Here is a 22904-nt window from a genome sequence, read left to right on the forward strand (position 1 = left end):
TTGTCATAATCGTTGTAGAGCAAATCAAGAGCGAAGGCGTCCGCTTTCACTCCTGTGGGAATGTTTTCTTTGAAGATCCACTTTTTCAAGCGATCTTTGCTTGGAAAAGTTAGCTGAGAAGAAAACCCCCACGGAAAGGGAAGCGGGCAGCCGGAGCGGCTGTTTATTAGTAAAAATCTTTCAAAATTGCCACAGGCATTATGTCGCATAATCTTTCTTATGTGTATGGATGAAAAGTATTAGATAGGTTTATTGTTGTGGCATCCATATTTTAAAATTACCGCTCAGTGCTAATAAACTAAAAAAGTACAGGCAATTATCATAGTATCTTCTTTTTCCTGTTCTAACAGGGGGGGTATTCCAAAATAAATCAACACATTTCTTGGCGTTTTCCCCACTGGTAGACAACGACGCCATGGCATTTGTTGCAATGAGTCCAACAGGATGGAGGGCCTTTTCTTCAAATGGCTCACCATCAATTTTATATCGACGATAATCAAGAGGATCTTTATCAGCAAAGAATGCTTGTAATTTTTCATTAACTACTACTGGACAGGCATTATCATGAAACCATTCGTAATCTAATGCAATATTACAAGCAACCCGATAAGAATCACTGAAAAAATGGCCAAAGCCCCGTATGTGATTCGGAGTGCCATCATAAAATGCATATTCAGGCGATAAACCTGTTATAGGATGAGCAGCTTTTGCGATATAATGTCTGCTAGCTTCTGCTGCTTCTTGCCAAAAAGTGCGGTCCTCTTCATAACTCCACAAAGCAAAAAGTTCATAGAAATGTGGAAGATGATAAGATGGATCAGAAAATTCCACACTTGGAACAAACTTTATCAATTTATTGTCGGGATTCCACATTGGATAGCCGTCATGTTTTTCTCCTTTGTGAATACATGTACGCAGTAAATCTTTTGCCTGTTTACTATATTGATAGATTCCTTCTCCATCCCCCCAACGATGCGATGCAAAGAATAAGGCGAGAGCAAAATATTCTTCCCCATCCGGTGCAGGTCCATATGCATTCTTACTACCATCTGTTGCGCACGACCAAGCAAAATAACCGGCATTTTCTCCTTCATCCATATACATATATGTTATCGACCAATTCCATATACTATCGAAAATCTCTTTCTCATCCATCTGGACTGCCATCATCATTCCGTAAGACATTCCTTCGGTTCGCACATCATTGTTTCCTGTGTCTAGCATATATCCTAAATTATTACTAACAGAATAATAGATCTGTGTCTCGGGATAATCAGATTGAAATAACATCTCCCAGGATTCTTTTAACTTAGTATCGAGTTCTTCGCGATCATAACCGTATTCTAAAAATAAATTCCGATAATTGTTACTGTGAATTACTGACAATTTTTTCATGAATATCCTCCTTTAGGTTCTCAAATTAGATCTGTGATGATATAATAAATACTATCAATTTACCTCAAACTCAAAAGAATAAGAATTAATACGAAAATATCTTTCTTTCTTTTCAAAATATAATATAATATATAAAGTATGTTCAATGAATAAACAAAGTATATTTTTTTCTTTAAAAAATAAAGCGTTTACAAAAAAGGAGTGTACATTTTGATGAAATCATTAAATACAAATGGTTTTTATAGATTTTTAGAATGGTTAATGTGGATTATGTATCTTAATTTACTCTGGATTATTTCTTCTTTACTCGGATTAATTGTTTTCGGTATTTTTCCAGCGACAATGGCACTAATCTCAACCATAAGAGAATGGCATGTAAACGAAGAGATATCTTTCCATAAATCCTATGCGAAAGCCTATAAGCAATATTTTATTAAATCCAATTTAATGGGATTTCTATTTTTAGTAGTGGGATATATACTTTTTGTTGATTTACAATGGATAATACAGAATACCAGTACCTTCCAATTTCTATTTTTAACTGTATTTATTGTTTTAGCCTTCATTTATATAATTACGTTATTATACACATTTCCGATCATGGCACATTTTAATTTAAAAATTAGTCATGCTATCAAGCATGCCATTATTATTGGTGTTTTTAGCCCGCTAGTAACCTTTATTATGGGCACAATATTAATTCTGCTTCAATACTTATGGAGGTTTATTCCAGGACTTTTACCGGTAATAGGTGTTAGTTTAACTTTTTATATTATAACAAGATTCTCAATTATAGCGTTTGAACGATTTGAAGTGAAGCAAAAAAAACTGTTAGAAAAAGAAAACAATCCTATTATGAAAGGGGGAACAAGGACATGTATAAGGTTTATCTAGTGGATGACGATGTTTTTGTTAGAAAGGGGGATTAAGACATTAATAGATTGGGAAACTTATGGATTTTCTATTTGTGGTGAAGCAGATAATGGTGAAGATGCCTTGGCAGATATCCAACAGCTAAAACCTGAACTTGTATTAACCGATATTAGAATGCCTGTTCTCGATGGCTTAGATCTCATTAAATATACAAAAGAGTCATTGACGGATTCACCTTATTTTATTGTGATTAGTGGTTATACCGACTTTAAGTATGCACAGCGCGCTTTAAGATATGGTGTAAAAGATTTTATTCTAAAACCTGTCGATCAAGAAGAAATTCATCAAACTTTAGATAGAGTAGCAACTACTATCAGAAGGGACTATGAATCCAGACATCTTCAAGATAAAATGGAAGTAATGACGGAAGTAAAGAAGATATTATTTGATGAATCGTGCAAAAGTAACAAAGATCTTCTGCATCCATTTTTTTAGGTGAGACGTATACGTTTTTAAAAATCGAAATTAATAGTATGCAGAACGATTGTCAAAGTTGTTTTGCAATTATTGAGAGTGCTTTATTGACTTTAGAAGGGCAAGAACATTATGTGTGGTTTGAAGATAATGTAAATTGCTTTGGACTAGTAATAAATGATCTTTTCTTAAGAGCTAACAATGTGACATTTGAACAATTTCTAACTGAACAATATAAAATTTTGAGTGCAAAGTTAGATTTTGATATTAACATCTATAGTGGTATTACAGTGAAAAGGATACATGAATTATCCACATCATATAAAGCAGCTAAAAAATGTGTGCAATTTAAATACCTATTAAATAAGCAGATTATTACTTATGAAATGATTAAGGATAAGGATGTATATTTTATTGAACTTGATCAGTCCTATTACGATGATATGCTTGATTTTATGGAGGAAAATAATCAAAAGAAAATTGAAGAACACTTAGCTAAAATGATAGAGACATCTACAGAAATGAACTTTGCTAAGGATGCTTTACGCACGGTTGTTAACCGATTAAACCATAAAATATTAAAATCAATAAAAGAAGTGGAAGGGAATGAGCAAGAGATTTCTACTATTAAAGAAATGCTGGAGTGGGAAGAATACTCATTGACACTAAATCAATTAAAAGGGTTGTGGTTGCAATTTATAAAAGAGGCCACTCTCTTATTAACACGTTTAAATCAAAACAATATGAAGGGTACTATATATCGAATAAAAAAGTACATCCATTCCCATTTTGACAAGCCAATTACTTTGAAATCAATTGCTAATACATTTTATATGAATCCCGTCTATATGGGACAACTGTTTAAAAAAACTTATGGTATTTATTTTAAGGATTATATACTTAACGTGAGAATAGAAGAGGCAAAAAAATTGTTAAGAAAAACAGATCTGAAAGTTTATGAAATAGCAGAAAAGGTAGGATTCACGAATCCAGACTATTTTGTTACACAGTTTGAAAAAAATGTAGGTACCACGCCTTCCCAATACCGGAAAAAATTGATGGAACAGATAAGTTAGTAGGTTCTATATGGATAAATTTCATCTTAATAATATAAAGATAAAAAACAAATTACTATTAATTTATATGTTCTCTGTTTTTTTACCTATTGTTTTAACAAATGTGATTTTTTACTATGTTACATCCGAAAATGTACGTAATCAAAAAATTCATGATAATGAGCTTGCATTACGCCAAGTGACAAATAGCTTTAAACAAGGTGTAGAAGATGCTGTAGGGATCGCCTCAGTGCTATACTCGGATGCATTTGTATATCAATTTCTAGATAAAAACTATGAATCTCCATTGGATTTCATTCTAGCTTATAATAGTCAATTTCGAGATATTAATAAATTTACACCAATTTATTCCTCTATTCGTTCTATAAATTTATTTACAGATAATCCAACTGTTATTAAAGCAGGTGGTATATATGATATTAATGAGGACGTTATCAACTCACATTGGTATCAATCTACAATTGAAACAAGAAAAAAATATCCGGTAGTTACTAGGCGAATAGAAGACGATGTTTTATTAGATCAATTTGTAGTCGTAAGAGCGCTTGATTCAAGTGAATCAGTGACAAATGAGAAAGTGATTATGATTAATCTTAATGAGCGTTTTATTCATCAAATATTCTCAAATGAAACATTTGAAGGTGAAATATTTTTACTTAATGAAAATAATACAATCGAATTTTCCACTGATGAATCAGTGCCATGGTCTGCGAAATATCTTTCTTTTAATGCAATTGATATACCAGACAATGCCATAATATTAGAAGAATCATATCAAATGCAATATATGTCCAACTGGAAATTAGTTGGGGGGGTAATTCCTGAAGATAAATTATTGACTGAAGTAAGAAAGTCTATTCCATCAATTTTATACTTAGCATTGTGGAATTTCGTAATACCGACCTTATTTATCATTTATCTTGCAGGTAATATTCACTTTCGATTGAATACTATTGTCAAAAAAATGAGAAAAGTGAAAAATCAAAACTTTGAACTTATTGAAGGAAAGCTATATAAAGATGAAATTGGAGTATTAACAACTGAATTTAATCGTATGTCAAAAAAAATTAAAGATCTTATTAATGATGTATATGTCGTAAAGATTCAAAAAAAGGATTTAGAAATTCAAAAGAAAGAGACGCAATTAAAAGCATTACAAAGTCAAATAAACCCACATTTCTTATTTAATGTATTGGAAACTTTAAGAATGAGAAGTCTTTTAAAAGAAGAGATTGAGACTGCTGATATTATCCAAAATATGGCGAAGTTGCTAAGGAATTCCATAACGTGGAATAAAGATTTTGTTACTGTAAAAGAAGAAGTACAATTAATTAAAGCTTTCCTTGAAATTCAAAAATACCGCTTTGATGAAAAAATACAATATGAGATATATTTATCAAAACTAGCAGAAGATAGCTTAATACCAAATATGATAATTATTCCATTTATTGAAAATGCTAGTATTCATGGAATTGAGCCACTAAAGGCAAATGGTAAAATTAATGTGTATATTGATCGGAATGACGAACAATTGGAATGTATTATTGAAGATAATGGTGTAGGAATATCAGACAAGAAATATCAGGAGATTATGCGATCATTAGGCGAAGATGAGATAGTTGGAGAAAGTATAGGAATAAGTAATGTCTATCAGCGACTAAAAATGTATTATGATGAAAATTTTGTATTAGAAATTCAAACAAATAAAAAGAAAGGAATTACAGTATATTTAAGGATCCCATTAAATATTGAAACTGAAATGTAGTCTGCGTTTGGACTACATTTCTTTTGTGCGACTATAATATATACCGATGAAAGTCGCACTTTATTTTTCAAAGTATCATCTAAACTTTAGAGGGTAACAATTAGAACAAATTGAAGTTAAAATGAAAGTGCTTACAAAACAAGGCATCTTGAAGAAATTTAAAAATGGAAGGGGGGGAATTAGGGTTATGTTAGGGAAAAAGAAATTATGGTTCATTAGTTTATTTGTTTTATTTCTACTTTTGCTGACAGCATGCAGCAATGATAGCGAGACAGGAAGTAATGATTCCGAAAGTGGCAACAATGATTCGAATGAAGAATCAGCGGGAGAAGATGATGGGGAAATTTATACATTTGATTTTTTTGATGGGTCAGGACCTGGAGAAGACATTAATACTTCTGAAACAACTTTAGGTAAGATGTTTGAAGAAGAAACAAACGTTAATTTTGACATCGAACATATCGTAGGTGATGTAAATCAAAAAATTGGAACAATGATTGCAAGTGGAGAGTATCCGGAATTATTAAATGCAGAACAATCAACCGATGCAGTAATAGACGCGGGAGGTTTATCGCTTTAAACGATCTGTTAGAAGAACATGCACCAAATATTATGGAAATGTATGGTCCTTATTTAGAATTAATGAAACGGGATGATGGAAATATTTATATTATACCTTCAGGTGCATCACATGGTTTTGTTAAACCAGCAAATCTTGAGCAAGGTGGATGGTGGATTAAGCGAGATGTTTTACGCGAATTAGATTATCCACAACCAAAAACTTTAGATGATTATTTCGATATCATTGAAGAATATACAGTAGCTAATCCTCAAATTGATGGGGGGGCAAATACAATCGGGTTTACTGCGTTAACGCATGATTGGAGATTCTTTGCACTATCTAATCAACCCAACCACTTAGCAGGTTATCCAAATGATGGTGGTGTTATGGTGGATCTGGAAACCTTGGATGTAAATGTGTATGGAAACAAACCTGAAACAGAGCGTTGGTTAAAGAAATTAAATGAAGTAAATGCTGCTGGATTATTTGACCAAGAAGCATTTACACAAAATTATGATGAATATTTAGCGAAGATTACTTCTGGTCGTGTCGTAGGTTTCTTTGATTATCGTTGGCAGGTAGGTCAAGCACTGGACACACTTTATCAAGATGAAAATTTTTATAATGACTACATGGCATTTCCGGTTGTGTTTGAAGAAGGTATCAAAGATCAATATTTAGATCCGGTTGGTTTCGCAGCTTCTCCAGGTATGGGTATAACTGCAGGTACTTCAGAAGAAGATCAAGTACGAATTATTAAATATTTAGACCATATTGCTAAAGAAGAAACGCAAAAACTTATTACTTGGGGGGGTATTGAAGGTGAAACGTATGAGGTAGAGGATGATGGTCGTTATTATCGTACAGAAGAACAAATAGTCGAAACTAGAAATACTGAATTCAGAGATGAATTTGGATTTAGTTACTTTGAGTGGGGATGGCCAAGAATGAATGGTTTATATGCAGATGGAAATGCAGTTGAACCGCCAAAGCAACCTGAAGTAGCAACAATGATGTATGACGAAGGAGATAAGGAATTCTTAGAAGCATATGGAATAGAAACCTTTACAGAATTATTCTCAGAGCCGGATGAAAGACCATGGTTCCCTGCATGGGACACACCTATTGAAACGGGTACACCTGCACAATTATATGAACAGCAACTTGATGATTTAATGAAACGTAAATATCCAGAGATTATTTTTGCTGATCCTGGTGAGTTCGACACGCTATGGGAAGCTTATTTAGGTGAATTTGAAGGTCTTCCATATGAAGAATACGAACAAGTTATTCAGGAATCAGTAGAACGTAAAGTAGAAATTGCAGAAAAGTCCGCTGAGGCTGCTGAATAATAAATAGAGGAAGGCTGATTCCAAAGCCTTCCGCTTTTTAAACAAATTACAGATTTGTTGTTTTCGGACCATTAGGTAAGCTTCATTTTGCCTAATGGTCCGAGACAATAAAGATAATACAGATAAGGGGGGAATATCTATGGCAGGCCAAACTAATGCATTAAAATCAACTTCCTTAACAGATGCTGAACCAAAAGGAATAAAAGGTTTTTTGAAAAGATGTAAGCAGCAACAAGCTTTATTGTGGATGACAGTCCCATTTGTTATCTGGGTATTTATTTTTAAATATTTGCCGGTTTGGGGTTGGTCAATGGCCTTTCAGCAATATAAACCAGCCCTAAGTTTTACAGAGCAGGAATGGGTGGGATTTAAGCACTTTATATTTTTATTTACAGATGATCGATTTTTAGGAGTACTTCGTAACACTTTGGCACAAAGTTTAATAAACTTAGTGTTGGGTTTTGTGACAGCGATAACTCTAGCAGTTTTGATTAATGAACTATCTAATATGAAATTTAAAAGAGTAGTACAAACCATCAGTTACTTACCTCATTTTCTATCATGGGTTGTTGCTGCTGCCTTAGTATCATCTGTGCTTTCAATAGAAGGTATAGTAAATGATACATTAACTAGTTTAGGCTTAATTGATAAAGAAATATTATGGTTAGGTGTTGGGGGGGAATATTTTTGGGGGGGTATATTAGGTGTTGCTGAAACGTGGAAAAATGTTGGATGGAACGCCATTATTTATTTAGCAGCTATTTCAATGATTGATCAAGAACAGTACGAAGCAGCTAAAATCGATGGTGCTTCAAGGATACAACGGATTTTACATATCACTATACCAGGAATGAAGTCAGTAATAATTGTTTTATTAATTATGAATATTGGCTATATATTAGAAGCTGGTTTTGAACCACAGTATTTACTTGGGAATGGGCAAAACGTTGAATACTCAGAAAATATTGACGTTTTTGTAATTAAATATGGTATTTCAATGTTTAATTTCTCATTAGCAACAGCAGCAGGAATGTTTAAAACCGTAATAAGCTTCATATTCTTAATTGCGGCGAATTCATTATCTAAGAAAATGGGCCAAGGCGGACTTTACTAGGGGGTATGTAAAATGTTTAAACGTAAAAGTGCAGGATTCTTAAGAACAAAGGAAGATATTGTTTTTGATACATGTAATATTTTTTTATGATTATATTATGTATATTTATGCTGTATCCTTTTTTAAATCAGTTAGCAATATCGTTAAATGAAGCGACAGATTCGGTGAAAGGATCCATTTATTTATGGCCCAGAGAGTTTACTTGGGGGTAACTATGAGCATGTATTTGATAAAGCGGCGATTTATCAGGCTATTTTCATTTCTGTGTTACGGACAATAATTGGTGCGGGTGTAGGACTTTTTTGTACAGCAATGGTTGCATATGCAATTGCGCAACCCAATTTTATGTTCAAACGATCGATAACGATTATCTTCATTATGACCATGTATTTTAATGGTGGATTAATTCCTACTTTTTTATTAATGAGAGACCTGCAGCTAATCGGTTCTTTTTGGGTATATATTTTGCCAACATTAATTAGTGCTTTTAATTTAATTATTATGAGGTCATTTATCGAGGGATTACCAACTAGTATCTTTGAATCTGCTCGAATCGACGGAGCAGGTGATTTTAGAATATTTTTCAAAATCGTTTTACCTTTATCATTGCCAGTATTAGCTACAGTAGCTTTGTTTGTAGCAGTATTTCAATGGAACCAATGGTTTGATGTGTTTTTATACAATTCAAGTCAAGAGCATTTAACGACACTACAATATGAATTGATGAAAATTTTGCAAAATTCAAGCACTACTTCAAGTGGTGATATGGCTTCAGCTTTTGCCAACTCTGCAGATAGCGGGAGCAATATGGTCACACCGAAATCGATTCAAGCTACCATGACAATTGTAGCTAGTTTACCAATTATTATGGTTTATCCATTCTTACAACGCTATTTTGTAAAAGGGATGACACTTGGAGCGGTGAAATAGAAAAGGGAAATACAATATGATAGACAATACTAGTCTATATAAAAAGTACGAAAAAGACTTTAAAATAGGTGCAGCTATCAATTATAAAACAATGTATTCAGCTGAAAAGCTATACATAAACATTTTAATAGTCTAACAGCTGAGAATGAAATGAAATTTGAGAACCTCCACCCTGCTGAGGAGAAATACATGTTTAAAATTAGTGATGAAATGGTAGACTTTGCTGAGAAGCATGATAAAGCTATGCATGGATGACACTTTAGGCAAAGATAATTATTCTATTAAAAAGATTGTCGTACCAGGTGGTCCTGCCGGTCAATTAATGGAAGGAAGTAAATTGGAAAATGGTATGATGTTTACGAAGGCTGCAGCGGAGGATCCAAATTTTGAAGCAATGTTACAATTTGTAGATTGGTTATTGTACAGTGATGAAGGAACTGAATTTGCTAAATGGGGTGTTGAAGGCGAAACATTTACTAAAGAAGATGGTAACCGTCAACTCGCAGAAAATATTACCTTCCGTGGTATGAACCCAGATGGTGAAGAAGATCTTCAAATAGATCATGGTTTCTCTGGTGGTAACTGGTCTTATGGTGGAACTACAGATTTATTATATTCTATGTTCAGTGAAGAAGAAATTGAATTTCAAAATGCAATGCACGAAACAAAAGAATTAATTCTTCCTGATCCACCAATTCGCTATGATGCTACACAGTTAGAGCAGTCTACATTATTGAGTACACCTATTAAAGATACAGTTGAATCAAACACATTAAAATTCATTATTGGCGATAGGAGTATGAATGAATGGGACACATATGTTCAAGAATTAGAAGCGCAGAACGTCCAAGGCTACTTAGATCTTGCTAATGAAGTTTATCAAAATACTAAATGATATAGGAAGTAAATATAACACGGGGAAATAACTTTCTCCGTGTTATATTTCTTACAAGTGAAAAAAATTAAACATTAATAATCATGGTTTTAAAGTCATGATGAGTTATTAATTGACAATTGTTTTGTGTGCATAGGAACGAAATCTCAGAAAATCTATAGACAAGAAAGTACTACTATCTTTAAAGTAGTCAGAAATTATTATATGGAAGACAAAGGTGGAAATTGTAATGGTCACAGTACAGCAATTAATGGAGAGATTAAAAGAAGGTATTTCACCTTTGGAAGAAACTGTAGATACAGCAAAAATTTGGCGACCCTTCTCAGGAAGTTGAAAAAGTGGCTGTCACTTTTATGCCAACCTATCATGTCGTAAAAAAAGCGATAGACATAGGAGCTAATCTGCTAATTTGTCATGAAGGTGCCTTCTATAGTCATCATGATAGTGAAATCAAATCATCTGCAATATTTAAGGAAAAAGAAAAGCTTATTAAAGATTCGGGTATCGTTATCTGTAGATACATGATTATATTCACCGTTATCAGCCTGATGGCATTATGCAAGGAATGATAAGTGCATTAGGTTGGTCATCTTTTGTAAAAGAAAATTTTTCATCTTACTCCATTTTCGAAATACCTGAGCAAACTTTACTACAAGTTGTTCAGAGTATAAAACGACAATTACATCTAAAAAGTATACGTTATGTTGGAAATTTATCTACAAATATTTCTAAAGTTGGAATTTGTGTAGGTTATAGAGGTAGTGGAACCATAACTATACCAATATTCACGGAAGAAGATGCAGATCTCGTTATTTATGGAGAAGGACCAGAATGGGAAACACCTGAATTTATCAGAGATGCTATGGCAATGAAACGAAACAAAGCAGCCATTATACTTGGACATTTAGAAAGTGAAGAACCAGGGATGGCATATCTATCTGATTATATTTCAAAGATATATCCTTGTTTACCTGTCGAATTTCTACCTACTGAAAATTGTATAAAAACCCTTTAGTTTATAAGAAAAGCATAGCAATCATGACAAAAATCATAGTAAAATGAACATATATAATAGAAGAAGGGGGGGTTTTTTAAATGAACGATAATCAGATGGGATTTTTTCGTTTTTCTAATTATGTTTATTGGTTGATTATTTTAAATATTTTATTTGTTGTTGCCAACAGTATATTATTTGCAGCGTTGATTACACTTATACCTACTATCTCTAATGCGATTCTATATTATATAGCATTTATACCAACAGGCCCCGCACTTGCTGCATTATTTCATAGTTTAAGACTAGCTAAAGAAAAAGATTTATCTCCGGTGCAAGTATTTTGGGGGGCATATAAGGAAAACTATAAGGATGTTTTAAAAGTCTGGCTTCCAATTATTACGGTGTTTTTCATTTTGCTTGTAGATATACAATATTTTAATCAGTCACCAACATTATTAAATCAAATATTAAACGGGATATTCCTAGTGGCAATATTTATGCTTGTGATATTTTCTATATATGCCTTAGTAATCACAACACATTATAAATTCAGATTGCGAGATATTTATCGTCTGTCCGGTTTTTACTTGTTAACATGGATTAAAAGAACAACTGGCAATATAGCAATTCTCTTTTTAACGGTAGTTTGATGTTTTTTACGTCTGATTTTATTATTATCTTTGTTAGTAGCCTAGTAGCATGGTTTTTAATGCTTAATACCAAACCAATCATACAGGACGTAAAAATAAAATTTGTAAAAACGGAAGAAAATCATACTACAGAAACTGTAAAAGAATAATTTGAAGAGAAAGTGATGGTGAAAGAATGCTAAATCAAACAACACTTTTTAACAATAGCTGGTTATTCGCTAAAAGTGACTTAAATGAATCAACAAGCAGCAGTCTGAAATTCTCTCCAGTAGAAATTCCCCCCCATGACTGGTTAATATATGATACGAATAATTTACGTGAAGACAGTATCGGATGGTATAAAAAAGTATATGAATATAATCCATCATTAGAAAAGGATATACTACTAACTTTTGAAGGGGTTTACATGGATTCTGTTTTATATGTAAATGATCAAAAGGTCGGCGAATGGAAATATGGGTATTCGAAATTCGAGTATAATATTACCGATTTTCTTATTAAAGGAACAAATCAACTTTTAATGAAAGTTACATATCAAAGTCCAAACAGCAGATGGTATACAGGTGCAGGAATTTATCGAGATGTATGGTTGAAAGAAAGAAGCGAAAATTATATTGAGACAGATGGAATATATGTTTCTACGTTTAAAGAAAATGAAAAGTGGAGAGTAGAGATAGATACAAGTTTATCTGTTGCTGAGTCTTTAATGTTAAGACATACTCTGCGAAAAGATGGAATAGTTGTTACCCAGACGGTGAGTGATTTGAAAGCGAAACAGATGATCGACCAAGCAGTTTTGGCGATTGATTATCCTGAACTATGGGATATTAATAAACCAAATTTATATGAACTAACTACAACTTTAGAAACAAAATCAAATAGCCAAATAATAGAGTCTCAAACCCAAAATATAGGTTTTAAACACGTAGTATTTGATACTGATAGAGGTTTCTTTTTAAATGGGCAACATATGAAAATATATGGAGTCAATGAACATCATGATTTGGGTGCATTAGGAGCAGCAATAAATATCCATGCCTTAAGACGTAGGATGCAAATATTAAAGGAAATGGGTGTAAATGCTATCCGTACCGCTCATAATATGCCAGCTAAAGAAATGATGATGCTTGCTGACGAAATGGGCTTTCTAATTGTAACAGAAGCATTTGATATGTGGGAAAGATCCAAAACTCGCTATGATTATGCGCGTTTCTTTAAAGAATGGCACAAAAAAGATATAGCATCATGGGTGAAACGTGATCGCAATCATGTAAGTCTTATTATGTGGAGTATTGGTAATGAGATCTATGATACACATGCAGATGAAAGAGGACAGCAATTAACACAGTTACTAATGGATGCAGTTTATCAATTCGACCCAAGAAAAATGCGGTTGTTACGATTGGATCCAATTATATGCCTTGGAAAAATGCTCAGGAATGTGCTGATATTATCAAGTTAGCTGGATATAATTATGGTGAGAAGTATTATGAAGAGCATCACAAAGAACATCCAGATTGGGTGATTTATGGTAGTGAAACCGTAGCGGTTGTTCAAAGCCGTGGTGTTTACCATTTCCCCCCCTATGATAAACCGATTTTAGCAGATGATGATCAGCATTGTTCCTCATTAGGAAATAGTGCGACAAGCTGGGGGTGCAAAATCAATCGAAGCAGCTTTGATTAAAGAAAGAAATACTATCTTTTCTTTAGGCCAATTTATCTGGAGTGGATTTGATTATATAGGAGAACCTACACCCTATCATACAAAAAACGCTTATTTTGGTTCTATTGACACAGCGACCTTTAAGAAAGACTCCTATTTCTTATATCAATCTGCATGGACGGATTACAAGAAAGCGCCAATGATTCATATTTTCCCATATTGATTTTAATGAAGGGCAAATAATTGATGTAAGGGTAGCTACAAATGCACCTAGAGTCGAGTTATTACTTAATGGTCAATCTTTAGGCATTCAGGAAATTAACCATACACATGGTGATAAAATCTCTGGTTGGTGGAAAGTTCCCTATCAGAAAGGAATCCTGGAAGCCTATGCTTATGATGAAGAAGGAAACGTTATCGCTCAAGATCAAAAACGATCTTTTGGTGATCCATCAGAAATCATACTTACAACTTCTAATACAACACTACAAGCAGACGGAGTAGATCTTGCTTTTATTGAAATAGGTATGATTAATCAAAAAGGTAATCCTGTCGAAAACGCAAATAACCGTGTGACCGTCAAAGTTGATGGCGCAGGACGTTTGATTGGATTAGATAATGGGGGGGATCAAACCGATTATGATCAGTACAAAGGAATAAGTAGACGATTATTTAATGGTAAATTAATGGCGATCGTTGCAACCACTTTTGAAGCAGGTCTTATTCACGTTAAGGTGACTTCGCCAACATTACCAGAAGCATCTCTAGAGTTAACAGCTTGCAGTCCTGAGGAGAAGCTGCCAAATAAAAACCCAATTACTTCTAATCAGCCATCAGCTATATTAACCGGTCAGCAAAACGAAATTCCTGTTCGTAAAATAGAAATAAGCTCAGATAATGGCCAATTTCTAAATGACAAACAGCCTACAGCTAATGTCATTGCCACCCTTTCTCCTACGAACACAGATTACCAGGAGGTAGAGTGGAGTGTTGTAAATGATGTAGGAATTGATTCCAATATAGCTTCGATCCAACCAAACGGACAGCAAGCAATGGTTACAGCATTTGGTGACGGGGGGGATTTCCGTGTCAGGTGTACAAGTAGAAATGGTAAAAATACTATTAATTTAATCTCTGAACTGGAATTTAAAGCAAAAGGATTGGGAACTGCTTATAAAGATCCCTATTCCTTTATCTCTGCAGGTTTGTACGATGAACATGAAGGCGAATTAACAAATGGTAACGAACGAGGTGTCGCTACAAGTAGAGATGGTGAATCACAAGTAGGCTTTCGAGATATTGATTTTGGTAAAGAAGGATCTGATAAAGTCACGATCTCAATTTTTGCTTTATCAAGTGAACCATACGAGCTTCAAATCTGGGAAGGTATGCCGGGGGGGGAATCATCTAGTACCTTGTTAGCAGATGCCATTTATCAGAAGGAATCAAAATGGAATGTCTATCAGGAAGAAATATTTAGCTTATCGAAGAAATTAAAAGGTGTTACCTCGTTATCATTTGTAACTAATAAGAAGATGCATATCAAAGGATTTTGTTTCGAAAAGCAAAATAGAGCTTTTGAGCAAAACTACGCGGTGGATGCAGACAAAATATATGGTGATCATTTTACCAAATTAGCAGACCGTGTCGAGCAAATTGGTAATAATGTTTCCTTTGATTTTGAAGGTTTAGATTTTGGTGAAAAAGGAGCCACACAAATCGTGCTCTATGGACATTCACCAATCGATAAAAATTCCATCCATATTCGCTGTTTTGATGGGGAAGAAGAAACAGCGAATATTCTAGAATTCAATCACACAGAGCAATATCAGAAAAAAATCTTTCCGATAACTAAAGTGACAGGCATCCAAAATATTTCGATCATTTTCTTGCCTGGATCGAATTTTAATTTAAGCTGGTTTCAATTTAAAGAGTGAAAGGTAATTTTTTTGTTTATTTGTATTTAGTAACAATGAAAGTAATTCAAGAGATAAATTATATTTGTTATAATTGAAAACGATACCATTTTTGCTAAACTAACGTAAAAGACAACGAAAAAACAATTCGTTTAAAATAATTATTCAAAAGGTAGAGGAGGAAGCAACATGATTAATGAAAATTTACCGAAGATTTGGTATGGCGGAGACTATAATCCAGAGCAATGGGATCACGAAACAGTATCAGAGGATTTGCGTATGTTTAAATTGGCTGGAATAGATGTGGCCACCGTTAATGTGTTCTCATGGGCGTTGAATCAAACGGATGAAAACACCTACGATTTTACCTGGTTAGATGAAACAATCGAGCGATTATATAAAAATGGTGTTTATATTTGTTTAGCGACAAGTACAGCAGCACACCCAGCATGGATGGCAAAGAAATATCCTGATGTACGCAGAGTGGATTTTGAAGGAAAGAAAAGACAGTTTGGTGGACGTCATAACTCCTGTCCCAATAGTCCAACCTATCGTAAGTATGCGGAGAGAATAGCTGAGAAACTGGCAGAACGTTATAAGGATCATCCAGCAGTATTGATATGGCATGTATCAAATGAGTATGGTGGTTATTGTTATTGTGACAATTGTCAAAAGTCTTTTCGTGTTTGGCTAAAAGACAGATATGGAACACTGGAAGCGGTGAATGAAGCTTGGAATACTCGTTTTTGGGGACATACTTTTTATGAGTGGGATGAAATAGTTGCTCCCAATGGTTTAAGTGAAGAATGGCAAGGTGGACGCAACACAAATTTTCAAGGAATATCATTAGATTATCGCCGTTTTCAGTCTGATAGTTTATTAGATGTCTTTAAATTAGAACGAGATGTACTGAAGAAGCATACACCTAACATTCCGGTTACAACCAATTTAATGGGTCTCTATCCTGAGCTTGATTACTTTAAATGGGGGGAAAGAGATGGATGTTGTTTCATGGGATAACTATCCTTCCATTGATACTCCAGTTAGTATGACGGCAATGACACATGACTTGATGCGTGGTTTACGAAGTGGTCAGCCATTTATGTTGATGGAACAAACCCCTTCCCAGCAAAATTGGCAGCCATATAATGCATTAAAACGCCCTGGTGTAATGAAATTATGGAGTTATCAAGCCGTGGCACATGGAGCTGACACAGTCATGTTTTTCCAACTAAGACGCTCAAGAGGCGCAACAGAGAAATACCATGGTGCGGTGATCGAACACGTTGGCCATGAACATACGCGAGTATTTAAAGAATCAGCTGAATTAGGCCAGGAGCTAATCAAACTAGAAGATAAACTTATTGATAGTCGTGTCCAGGCAAAAGTAGCCATCGTTTTTGATTGGGAGAATCGTTGGGCCATACAGCTATCAAGTGGACCATCTGTTGCGTTAGATTATGTGAAAGAAGTGCATAAGTATTATGATGCCTTTTATCAAAACAATATTGCGGTAGACATGATCAGTGTCGAAGAAGATCTCGGTCAATATGACATCGTAATTGCACCTGTTTTGTATATGGTGAAAGAAGGACATGCAGATCGCTTAAAACAATTTGTGAAAAATGGCGGTACTTTTGTCACCACTTTCTTTAGCGGAATTGTCAATGAAAATGATCTGGTAACGTTGGGTGGATATCCAGGCGAATTACGAGACTTAGTAGGTATATGGGCAGAAGAAATTGATGCATTAGAGCCGTCACATTACAATGAAATTGTTTTCGAACGATCATTCGGTAAATTAAGCGACACCTATAAATGTAATATTCTTTTTGATTTAATTCATGCCGAAACGGCAGAAGTACTTGCCACATATGGAGCTGACTTCTATCAGGGTATGCCTGTACTGACTAGAAATAAGTATGGGGGGGAAGGGGGGAAGCTTATTATGTTGCTTCAAGTCCAGATCAGGCCTTTGTGCAGGATTTTGTAGATACCATTAGTGAAATAAAAAATCTTCATGGGGAATTAACATCCGCTAAAGGCGTGGAAGTTATTGCTAGAGAAAAACACGGAGAAAAAATACTTTTTGTTATGAATCATAATGCAGAAACAGCAACCTTTGATACTGGAGATTTGACGCTGGAAGATCAATTGACAGGTGAAACATATAATGGTTCGGTTGTAATACAAGCGAGAGGTGTATTGATACTAAAATAATAAAAGGTTTTTCTTTGCGGAGAGGAGTTTACACATGATACGAACGTTTGATCAGCATACGATTCGCCAAATAAAGGAATTATCTGGTTTATGGGAATTCCAGCCGATCAAAAAAGTACAGCCATTACCTGAAGAATATAACTATCAACTACCCGTACCCAGTTGTTGGGAGATGCATCCAGACTTTTTGACATACAGAGGATTAGCTGCCTTTCGAAAAAAAGTAAATATCGACCAAGCAGGTACGATTCAGTTGGAATTCAAAGGTGTCAGTCATACCGCTATCGTGTACTTTGATGGAGTAGAAAAAACGACACATTATAATGCATATACTCCATTTAAAGTAGTGATTCCTAATGTTAGTAAAGGAGAACATGAGGTTGTTGTAGTAGTGGATAATCGTTTCATAGAAAACTCATCCTTGCATATTCCTAATGATTATTACACATATGGTGGCATTATTCGACCTGTTGTACTTGAAGAAGTGTCAGAGGTTTTTATTAATCGAATCGAATGTATTCCAATTAAAGAACAGGATCAATGGTTCTTAGATGTGAGCGTTTGGATTCAAAATATTTCTGCCTATCAAAGGAAAGTGCTAGTAAAAGGCTCAGTAGCTAGTCGAACCTTTGACATGGATTCTGTGCAAGTGGATCCAACTCGCGAAGTTATATTGAAAAGCAGAATTTTTATTGAAAATGTAGTGGAATGGACTCCCAGTCAGCCAACACTCTATCATGTGACAATACAATTAGTTGAAGCAGATAATGATGATATGATCGATGATCAAGTGGAACGAGTTGGTTTTCGTACAATCACAACAGAAAATGAAGCCATTCAACTTAATGGGGGGGAGAAAGTCCTTATTAAAGGATTTAATCGACATGAAGATCACCCGACAGTTGGAGCGTCGATACCCTTTTCATTAATAGTGAAGGATTTAGAATTAATAAGGGATATGGGTGGCAATGCTATCCGTACCAGCCATTATCCTAATGATGAGTTATTTCTTGATTTGTGTGATGAAATGGGATTTCTTGTATGGGAAGAGAATCATGCACGTGGTTTAAGTTTAGAGCGTATGCAGCATCCTTTATTTCGTGAACAGTGTGAACAGGTTAATAAAGAAATGGTGGAAAACCATATCAATCACCCAAGTATTATTATGTGGGGAATATTGAATGAGTGTGCAAGTAATACCGAAGAGGGTAGAGAAATGTATAAAGAACAATTAGAGCAAATCCGAGCGATGGATCAGAGCCGTCCTTTAACATTTGCCAGTCATCAACGTGATAAAGAATTATGTTTTGACTTAGTAGATATTGTTTCATTTAATTTGTATCCCGGATGGTATACCGACGAGAATCCAAGTGAATTGGCAGATCAAGCAAGAAGATGGCAGATCAGCTAGGTGGCAAAGGGAAACCAATGATAATGAGTGAGTTTGGGGCGGACGGCTTATATGGCTACAGATCTCCCAATCAGGTAAAAGGTACGGAAGAAAGACAAGCTGAGATAATCGAAGAGAATTTAAAAGCATATGAGAGCAAGGAATATTTATCAGGCATGTTTATTTGGCAATTTTCAGACTGCCGTGTTACAGAAGAAAAATGGTTTAAAACACGTTCCGGAACGCTAAATAATAAAGGAATTGTCGATATGTACCGCCGTCCAAAATTGGCATATAACGTAGTGAAAAAGAGATGGAAGAGGAGCGAGAACGAATGAAATTTACAGATGGAAATTGGCTTGTAAGAGAAGGATATGTAATACATTTTCCAAAAATAATTCATGAAGTAGTAGAAATAGATGGTGCTGTTACCCTTTATGCACCTTGTAAATATTTGAATCATCGGGGTGATACACTGGACGGTCCATTGCTAACTATTAAAATATCGACACCGATCGATGATGTGTTACGGATACAAACATGGCATTTTAAAGGGGGGAAAAGAAAAATATCCAAACTTTGAAGTGCTTGATGAATCAAAGTCTATTCATTTGGAAGAGTCAAATGATAGCATAAGCTTTGCGACTGGGGGGGAACTGCAGCTTACAATTTCTAAAAGTGATTTTTCTTTATCATTTGAAAATGCTGCTGGACTGTTAACGAAGGCAGATGGTAAAGGAATGGCATGGATTGAGGGGCCAGAAGATAAAACATATATGCGTGGGCAGCTTCGCTTAGGAGTTGGGGAGCACCTATATGGACTTGGAGAACGTTTCACTCCATTTGTGAAAAATGGTCAATCCGTCGATATTTGGAATAGAGACGGTGGAACCAGCTCAGAACAATCGTACAAAAATATTCCCTTTTATTTAAGTAGTAAAGGTTATGGAATCTTTGTGAATCATCCTGAAGAAGTAAGCTTTGAATTAGGATCTGAAACCGTATCACGGTCTCAATTTAGTGTCGAAGGGGAATATTTAGATTATTATTTTATTAATGGTCCAACACCGAAGAAGGTTGTTAGTCGCTATACCGAACTAACAGGTAAGCCGGCATTACCACCAGCATGGTCCTTTGGCTTATGGTTATCGACTTCTTTTACAACAAAATATAATGAAGAAACAGTAACCCATTTTGTTGATGGCATGGCTGAAAGGGGGGGCATTCCATTAAGTGTTTTCCATTTTGATTGTTTCTGGATGAAGGAATTTGAATGGAGTAATTTTATTTGGGATCGTCGTAACTTTCCTGATCCAGAGGCAATGTTAAAACGCTTAAAGAATAAAGGTTTAAAAATATGTGTTTGGATTAACCCGTATATAGCTCAAAAGTCTCCATTATTTGATGAAGGAATGGAAAAAGGCTACTTGATTAAAAAGTCTAATGGAGATGTATGGCAATGGGATCGTTGGCAAGCTGGAATGGGCATTGTTGATTTTACCAATCCAGACGCATGCAAATGGTTCCAAGCCAAATTAAAAGTTTTACTCGATATGGGTGTGGATGCGTTTAAGACAGACTTTGGTGAACGTATTCCAACAGATGTTGTTTACTTTGATGGATCGAACCCGGATAAAATGCATAATTATTATGCATATAAATATAATGAAGTGGTGTTTGATTTATTAAAAGAAGAACAAGGTGAAAACGAAGCAATTGTGTTTGCTCGTTCTGCGACAACAGGCGGTCAGAAATTCCCAGTCCACTGGGGGGGTGGTGATTGTGACTCGACGTATGAAGCGATGGCGGAGAGCCTGCGTGGAGGATTATCATTAACAACTTCAGGCTTTGGTTATTGGAGTCATGATATTGGTGGTTTTGAAAACACGGCAACACCAGATGTGTTCAAGCGTTGGACAGCATTTGGTTTACTTTCCAGTCATAGTCGTTTTCATGGCAGTTCCTCTTATCGCGTGCCATGGAATTTTGATGAGGAAGCAGTCGAAGTGGCCAAGCACTTTACAAAGCTTAAGAATAGCTTGATGCCATATCTATACGGCCAAGCAGTCGAAAATAATCAATCAGGTGTACCTGTTATGCGTGCCATGTTATTAGAATTTCCAGAGGATTCCTTGTGTGAAACATTAGATCGTCAGTATATGTTAGGGGGGGATTCCATTTTAGTAGCACCCATTTTTAATGAGGAAAGTTTAGGATCTTTCTATCTGCCACAGGGTAGATGGACACATCTTCTAACAGGTGAGGTTGTAGAAGGTGGTAAATGGATCAAAGAGAAATATGATTATTTCAGTCTGCCACTTTTTGTTCGTTCTAATACTATTCTGCCGATGGGTACGAGAGAGGATAATCCAGTATATGATTATGCGGATGGGTAATCTTTAAAATTTATAGTCTTGATAATAATCAAAAGGTAACAAAAAGCATTGTTAATGCTAAAGGTGAGGCAATCGGCGCTGTAATGGCGATTCGCCAAGGGCAAACGATAAATGTTACGACATCAGGATTAGATAAACCTTATCATGTAGAAGTAGTGGGACATAAAAAAGTTTCAGCAAAAGCTGGTGAGGAAACACTGTTAATCAATTTGTAAAACAATGGTGACCAAGTAAGAGCCTGGTCACCTTTTTCAATAATTAATAGGAACTAACGTGTTTGATCGCTTGTTCTTATCATTAGCTAGATAGTTTTTTAGTCTGCAAAATTGCATTGAAAAAAGGGTTGAGTGCATAGAAAGAGGTAGATAGTTTGCATAAGTTCAGCAAAAAGCAGTAGAAATGCATAGAAAGGGAAGCTTAGTCTGCATAAGTTCAGCAAGAAGTAGTAGATATGAAAAGAAACTGCTTAATAGTCTGCAAAGGATGAAAATCATAAAAGAAATAAAACTAGTAAACTAAATCCATATAGAATTTTTCGTAGAATTCCGCTACTATAGTAAATAGGGAGGGTGGAAAAAGATGAAATTAAAAAAAGAACAAAAATTATTATTTATTGGAGATTCTGTAACAGATTGTGAGCGCTTAAAACCAGATGGAGAAGGATTGTTTCAGGCCTTAGGAAATGGATACGTATCATTCGTGGATGCTTTTTTACAATCTTCATACCCTGCGCTTGGAATACGGGTTGTCAATAAAGGAATATCAGGTGATACTGTAAGGGATTTAAAAGCAAGATGGCAAGAAGATGTGATGGAACAAAAACCTGAATGGCTAGTGATTATGATCGGTATTAATGATGTGTGGCGTCAATTTGATTCACCTTTTATATCTGATCATCACGTTTATATCGAGGAATATCAAAAAACGCTAGATGAATTAGTGACACAGACAAAAGAAATAGTAGGAAATATTGTCTTAATGACACCATATTTTATTGAACCTAATTCGGAAGACGCCATGCGAGCAAAAATGGATGCGTATGGACAAGTTGTCAGTCAAGTAGCGAAGAAGCATGAAACGATGTTTATCGATACGCAACAAGCCTTCAACAAAATATTGGAAAATCTTTATCCAGCTACCATCGCTTGGGATCGAGTCCACCCCCAATGCAACAGGACATATCGTGCTGGCAAAAGCATTTTTAAATAAAATCGAATTTGATTGGGAGAAATAA

General features: G+C 35.0%; 19 protein-coding genes and 4 pseudogenes. 22 read left to right on the forward strand and 1 reads right to left on the reverse strand.

The features are described from left to right. Positions 1–249 precede the first annotated feature (249 nt). Positions 250–1395: a family 8 glycosyl hydrolase gene (locus JCM21714_RS03660; RefSeq protein WP_035721938.1), complete on the reverse strand. Its 1146-nt coding sequence runs from the start codon at positions 1393–1395 to the stop codon at positions 250–252. A gap of 213 nt (positions 1396–1608) precedes the next feature. Between JCM21714_RS03660 and JCM21714_RS03665 the strand changes: the two genes are divergently transcribed. The 22 genes and pseudogenes from JCM21714_RS03665 to JCM21714_RS03735 all read left to right on the forward strand — a co-directional run bounded on the left by JCM21714_RS03665 (position 1609) and on the right by JCM21714_RS03735 (position 22904). After that, positions 1609–2289: a YesL family protein gene (locus JCM21714_RS03665; protein WP_052000358.1), complete on the forward strand. Its 681-nt coding sequence runs from the start codon at positions 1609–1611 to the stop codon at positions 2287–2289. Positions 2290–2304: 15 nt separating this feature from the next. Then, positions 2305–2763 carry a response regulator gene (locus JCM21714_RS03670; RefSeq protein WP_235182582.1) on the forward strand — a complete coding sequence of 153 codons (459 nt, stop codon included), beginning with the start codon at positions 2305–2307 and terminating at the stop codon, positions 2761–2763. A gap of 38 nt (positions 2764–2801) precedes the next feature. After that, positions 2802–3818, forward strand: coding sequence for a helix-turn-helix transcriptional regulator (locus tag JCM21714_RS03675; protein ID WP_052000359.1), 1017 nt, complete (start codon positions 2802–2804; stop codon positions 3816–3818). A gap of 10 nt (positions 3819–3828) precedes the next feature. Further along, the gene (locus JCM21714_RS03680) at positions 3829–5583 is read left to right on the forward strand and encodes a sensor histidine kinase (protein ID WP_035721942.1); all 1755 of its coding nucleotides are present in this window, start codon (positions 3829–3831) and stop codon (positions 5581–5583) included. A gap of 187 nt (positions 5584–5770) precedes the next feature. Continuing rightward, positions 5771–6163 carry a hypothetical protein gene (locus JCM21714_RS20840; protein ID WP_235182583.1) on the forward strand — a complete coding sequence of 131 codons (393 nt, stop codon included), beginning with the start codon at positions 5771–5773 and terminating at the stop codon, positions 6161–6163. A gap of 32 nt (positions 6164–6195) precedes the next feature. Further along, on the forward strand, positions 6196–7497 hold the full coding sequence (locus tag JCM21714_RS03685) for an extracellular solute-binding protein (RefSeq protein WP_235182584.1): 1302 nt from the start codon (positions 6196–6198) through the stop codon (positions 7495–7497). Positions 7498–7636: 139 nt separating this feature from the next. Next, positions 7637–8611: an ABC transporter permease gene (locus JCM21714_RS03690; RefSeq protein WP_035721944.1), complete on the forward strand. Its 975-nt coding sequence runs from the start codon at positions 7637–7639 to the stop codon at positions 8609–8611. A gap of 12 nt (positions 8612–8623) precedes the next feature. Continuing rightward, positions 8624–9541 (forward strand): annotated as a pseudogene (locus tag JCM21714_RS03695) (carbohydrate ABC transporter permease). 150 nt (positions 9542–9691) lie between these two features. After that, a complete protein-coding gene (locus JCM21714_RS19035) occupies positions 9692–9796 on the forward strand; it encodes an endo-1,4-beta-xylanase (RefSeq protein ID WP_084040566.1) in 105 nt (34 codons plus the stop codon). Further along, positions 9789–10436, forward strand: coding sequence for a type 2 periplasmic-binding domain-containing protein (locus tag JCM21714_RS03700; protein ID WP_052000360.1), 648 nt, complete (start codon positions 9789–9791; stop codon positions 10434–10436). The genes JCM21714_RS19035 and JCM21714_RS03700 overlap by 8 nt, the downstream gene beginning before the upstream one ends. A 338-nt stretch (positions 10437–10774) precedes the next feature. Then, a complete protein-coding gene (locus JCM21714_RS22710) occupies positions 10775–11005 on the forward strand; it encodes a Nif3-like dinuclear metal center hexameric protein (RefSeq protein ID WP_052000361.1) in 231 nt (76 codons plus the stop codon). Continuing rightward, entirely contained in the window at positions 10993–11451 is a 459-nt protein-coding gene (locus JCM21714_RS19040) for a Nif3-like dinuclear metal center hexameric protein (protein WP_052000362.1), read from the forward strand. The genes JCM21714_RS22710 and JCM21714_RS19040 overlap by 13 nt, the downstream gene beginning before the upstream one ends. Before the next feature lie 80 nt (positions 11452–11531). Further along, complete coding sequence (locus JCM21714_RS03710) at positions 11532–12083, forward strand: DUF624 domain-containing protein (RefSeq protein WP_035721945.1); 552 nt, start codon at positions 11532–11534, stop codon at positions 12081–12083. A 175-nt stretch (positions 12084–12258) separates the two neighbouring features. Further along, entirely contained in the window at positions 12259–13545 is a 1287-nt protein-coding gene (locus JCM21714_RS23600; protein WP_369403433.1) for a glycoside hydrolase family 2 protein, read from the forward strand. Further along, on the forward strand, positions 13500–13769 hold the full coding sequence (locus tag JCM21714_RS23605) for a hypothetical protein (RefSeq protein ID WP_369403434.1): 270 nt from the start codon (positions 13500–13502) through the stop codon (positions 13767–13769). The genes JCM21714_RS23600 and JCM21714_RS23605 overlap by 46 nt, the downstream gene beginning before the upstream one ends. Next, positions 13762–13971 carry a hypothetical protein gene (locus tag JCM21714_RS23610; protein WP_369403435.1) on the forward strand — a complete coding sequence of 70 codons (210 nt, stop codon included), beginning with the start codon at positions 13762–13764 and terminating at the stop codon, positions 13969–13971. Before JCM21714_RS23605 ends, JCM21714_RS23610 begins: the two co-directional genes overlap by 8 nt. Before the next feature lie 19 nt (positions 13972–13990). Next, positions 13991–15685 (forward strand): DUF4982 domain-containing protein, encoded by a 1695-nt coding sequence (locus tag JCM21714_RS23615; protein WP_369403445.1) that lies wholly within the window; start codon positions 13991–13993, stop codon positions 15683–15685. A 168-nt stretch (positions 15686–15853) separates the two neighbouring features. Then, positions 15854–17884, forward strand: a pseudogene (locus tag JCM21714_RS03720) (beta-galactosidase). A 34-nt stretch (positions 17885–17918) separates the two neighbouring features. Next, positions 17919–19295 carry a glycoside hydrolase family 2 protein gene (locus JCM21714_RS03725; RefSeq protein ID WP_369403436.1) on the forward strand — a complete coding sequence of 459 codons (1377 nt, stop codon included), beginning with the start codon at positions 17919–17921 and terminating at the stop codon, positions 19293–19295. Continuing rightward, positions 19280–19612: a hypothetical protein gene (locus JCM21714_RS23620; RefSeq protein ID WP_369403437.1), complete on the forward strand. Its 333-nt coding sequence runs from the start codon at positions 19280–19282 to the stop codon at positions 19610–19612. Before JCM21714_RS03725 ends, JCM21714_RS23620 begins: the two co-directional genes overlap by 16 nt. Next, a pseudogene (gene yicI / locus JCM21714_RS03730) lies at positions 19609–21885 on the forward strand (alpha-xylosidase). The gene JCM21714_RS23620 and the pseudogene yicI overlap by 4 nt, the downstream one beginning before the upstream one ends. A gap of 364 nt (positions 21886–22249) precedes the next feature. Further along, positions 22250–22904, forward strand: a pseudogene (locus JCM21714_RS03735) (SGNH/GDSL hydrolase family protein).

Source organism: Gracilibacillus boraciitolerans JCM 21714 (genome assembly GCF_000521485.1).
Classification (GTDB): Bacteria; Bacillota; Bacilli; order Bacillales; family Amphibacillaceae; genus Gracilibacillus; species Gracilibacillus boraciitolerans.

Excerpts from the sequence above, each read along its gene's own strand:
- JCM21714_RS03700 (WP_052000360.1), top strand. The coding sequence starts at position 9,789 with ATGGATGACACTTTAGGCAAAGATAATTATTCTATTAAAAAGATTGTC.
- JCM21714_RS19040 (WP_052000362.1), top strand. The coding sequence starts at position 10,993 with ATGCAAGGAATGATAAGTGCATTAGGTTGGTCATCTTTTGTAAAAGAA.
- JCM21714_RS03690 (WP_035721944.1), top strand. The coding sequence starts at position 7,637 with ATGGCAGGCCAAACTAATGCATTAAAATCAACTTCCTTAACAGATGCT.
- JCM21714_RS23605 (WP_369403434.1), top strand. The coding sequence starts at position 13,500 with ATGCCTTGGAAAAATGCTCAGGAATGTGCTGATATTATCAAGTTAGCT.
- JCM21714_RS03725 (WP_369403436.1), top strand. The coding sequence starts at position 17,919 with ATGATACGAACGTTTGATCAGCATACGATTCGCCAAATAAAGGAATTA.
- JCM21714_RS20840 (WP_235182583.1), top strand. The coding sequence starts at position 5,771 with ATGTTAGGGAAAAAGAAATTATGGTTCATTAGTTTATTTGTTTTATTT.
- JCM21714_RS19035 (WP_084040566.1), top strand. The coding sequence starts at position 9,692 with ATGAAATTTGAGAACCTCCACCCTGCTGAGGAGAAATACATGTTTAAA.
- JCM21714_RS03685 (WP_235182584.1), top strand. The coding sequence starts at position 6,196 with ATGGAAATGTATGGTCCTTATTTAGAATTAATGAAACGGGATGATGGA.
- JCM21714_RS03660 (WP_035721938.1), bottom strand. The coding sequence starts at position 1,395 with ATGAAAAAATTGTCAGTAATTCACAGTAACAATTATCGGAATTTATTT.
- JCM21714_RS03710 (WP_035721945.1), top strand. The coding sequence starts at position 11,532 with ATGAACGATAATCAGATGGGATTTTTTCGTTTTTCTAATTATGTTTAT.
- JCM21714_RS03665 (WP_052000358.1), top strand. The coding sequence starts at position 1,609 with ATGAAATCATTAAATACAAATGGTTTTTATAGATTTTTAGAATGGTTA.
- JCM21714_RS03675 (WP_052000359.1), top strand. The coding sequence starts at position 2,802 with ATGCAGAACGATTGTCAAAGTTGTTTTGCAATTATTGAGAGTGCTTTA.
- JCM21714_RS23600 (WP_369403433.1), top strand. The coding sequence starts at position 12,259 with ATGCTAAATCAAACAACACTTTTTAACAATAGCTGGTTATTCGCTAAA.
- JCM21714_RS23620 (WP_369403437.1), top strand. The coding sequence starts at position 19,280 with ATGGCAGATCAGCTAGGTGGCAAAGGGAAACCAATGATAATGAGTGAG.
- JCM21714_RS03680 (WP_035721942.1), top strand. The coding sequence starts at position 3,829 with ATGGATAAATTTCATCTTAATAATATAAAGATAAAAAACAAATTACTA.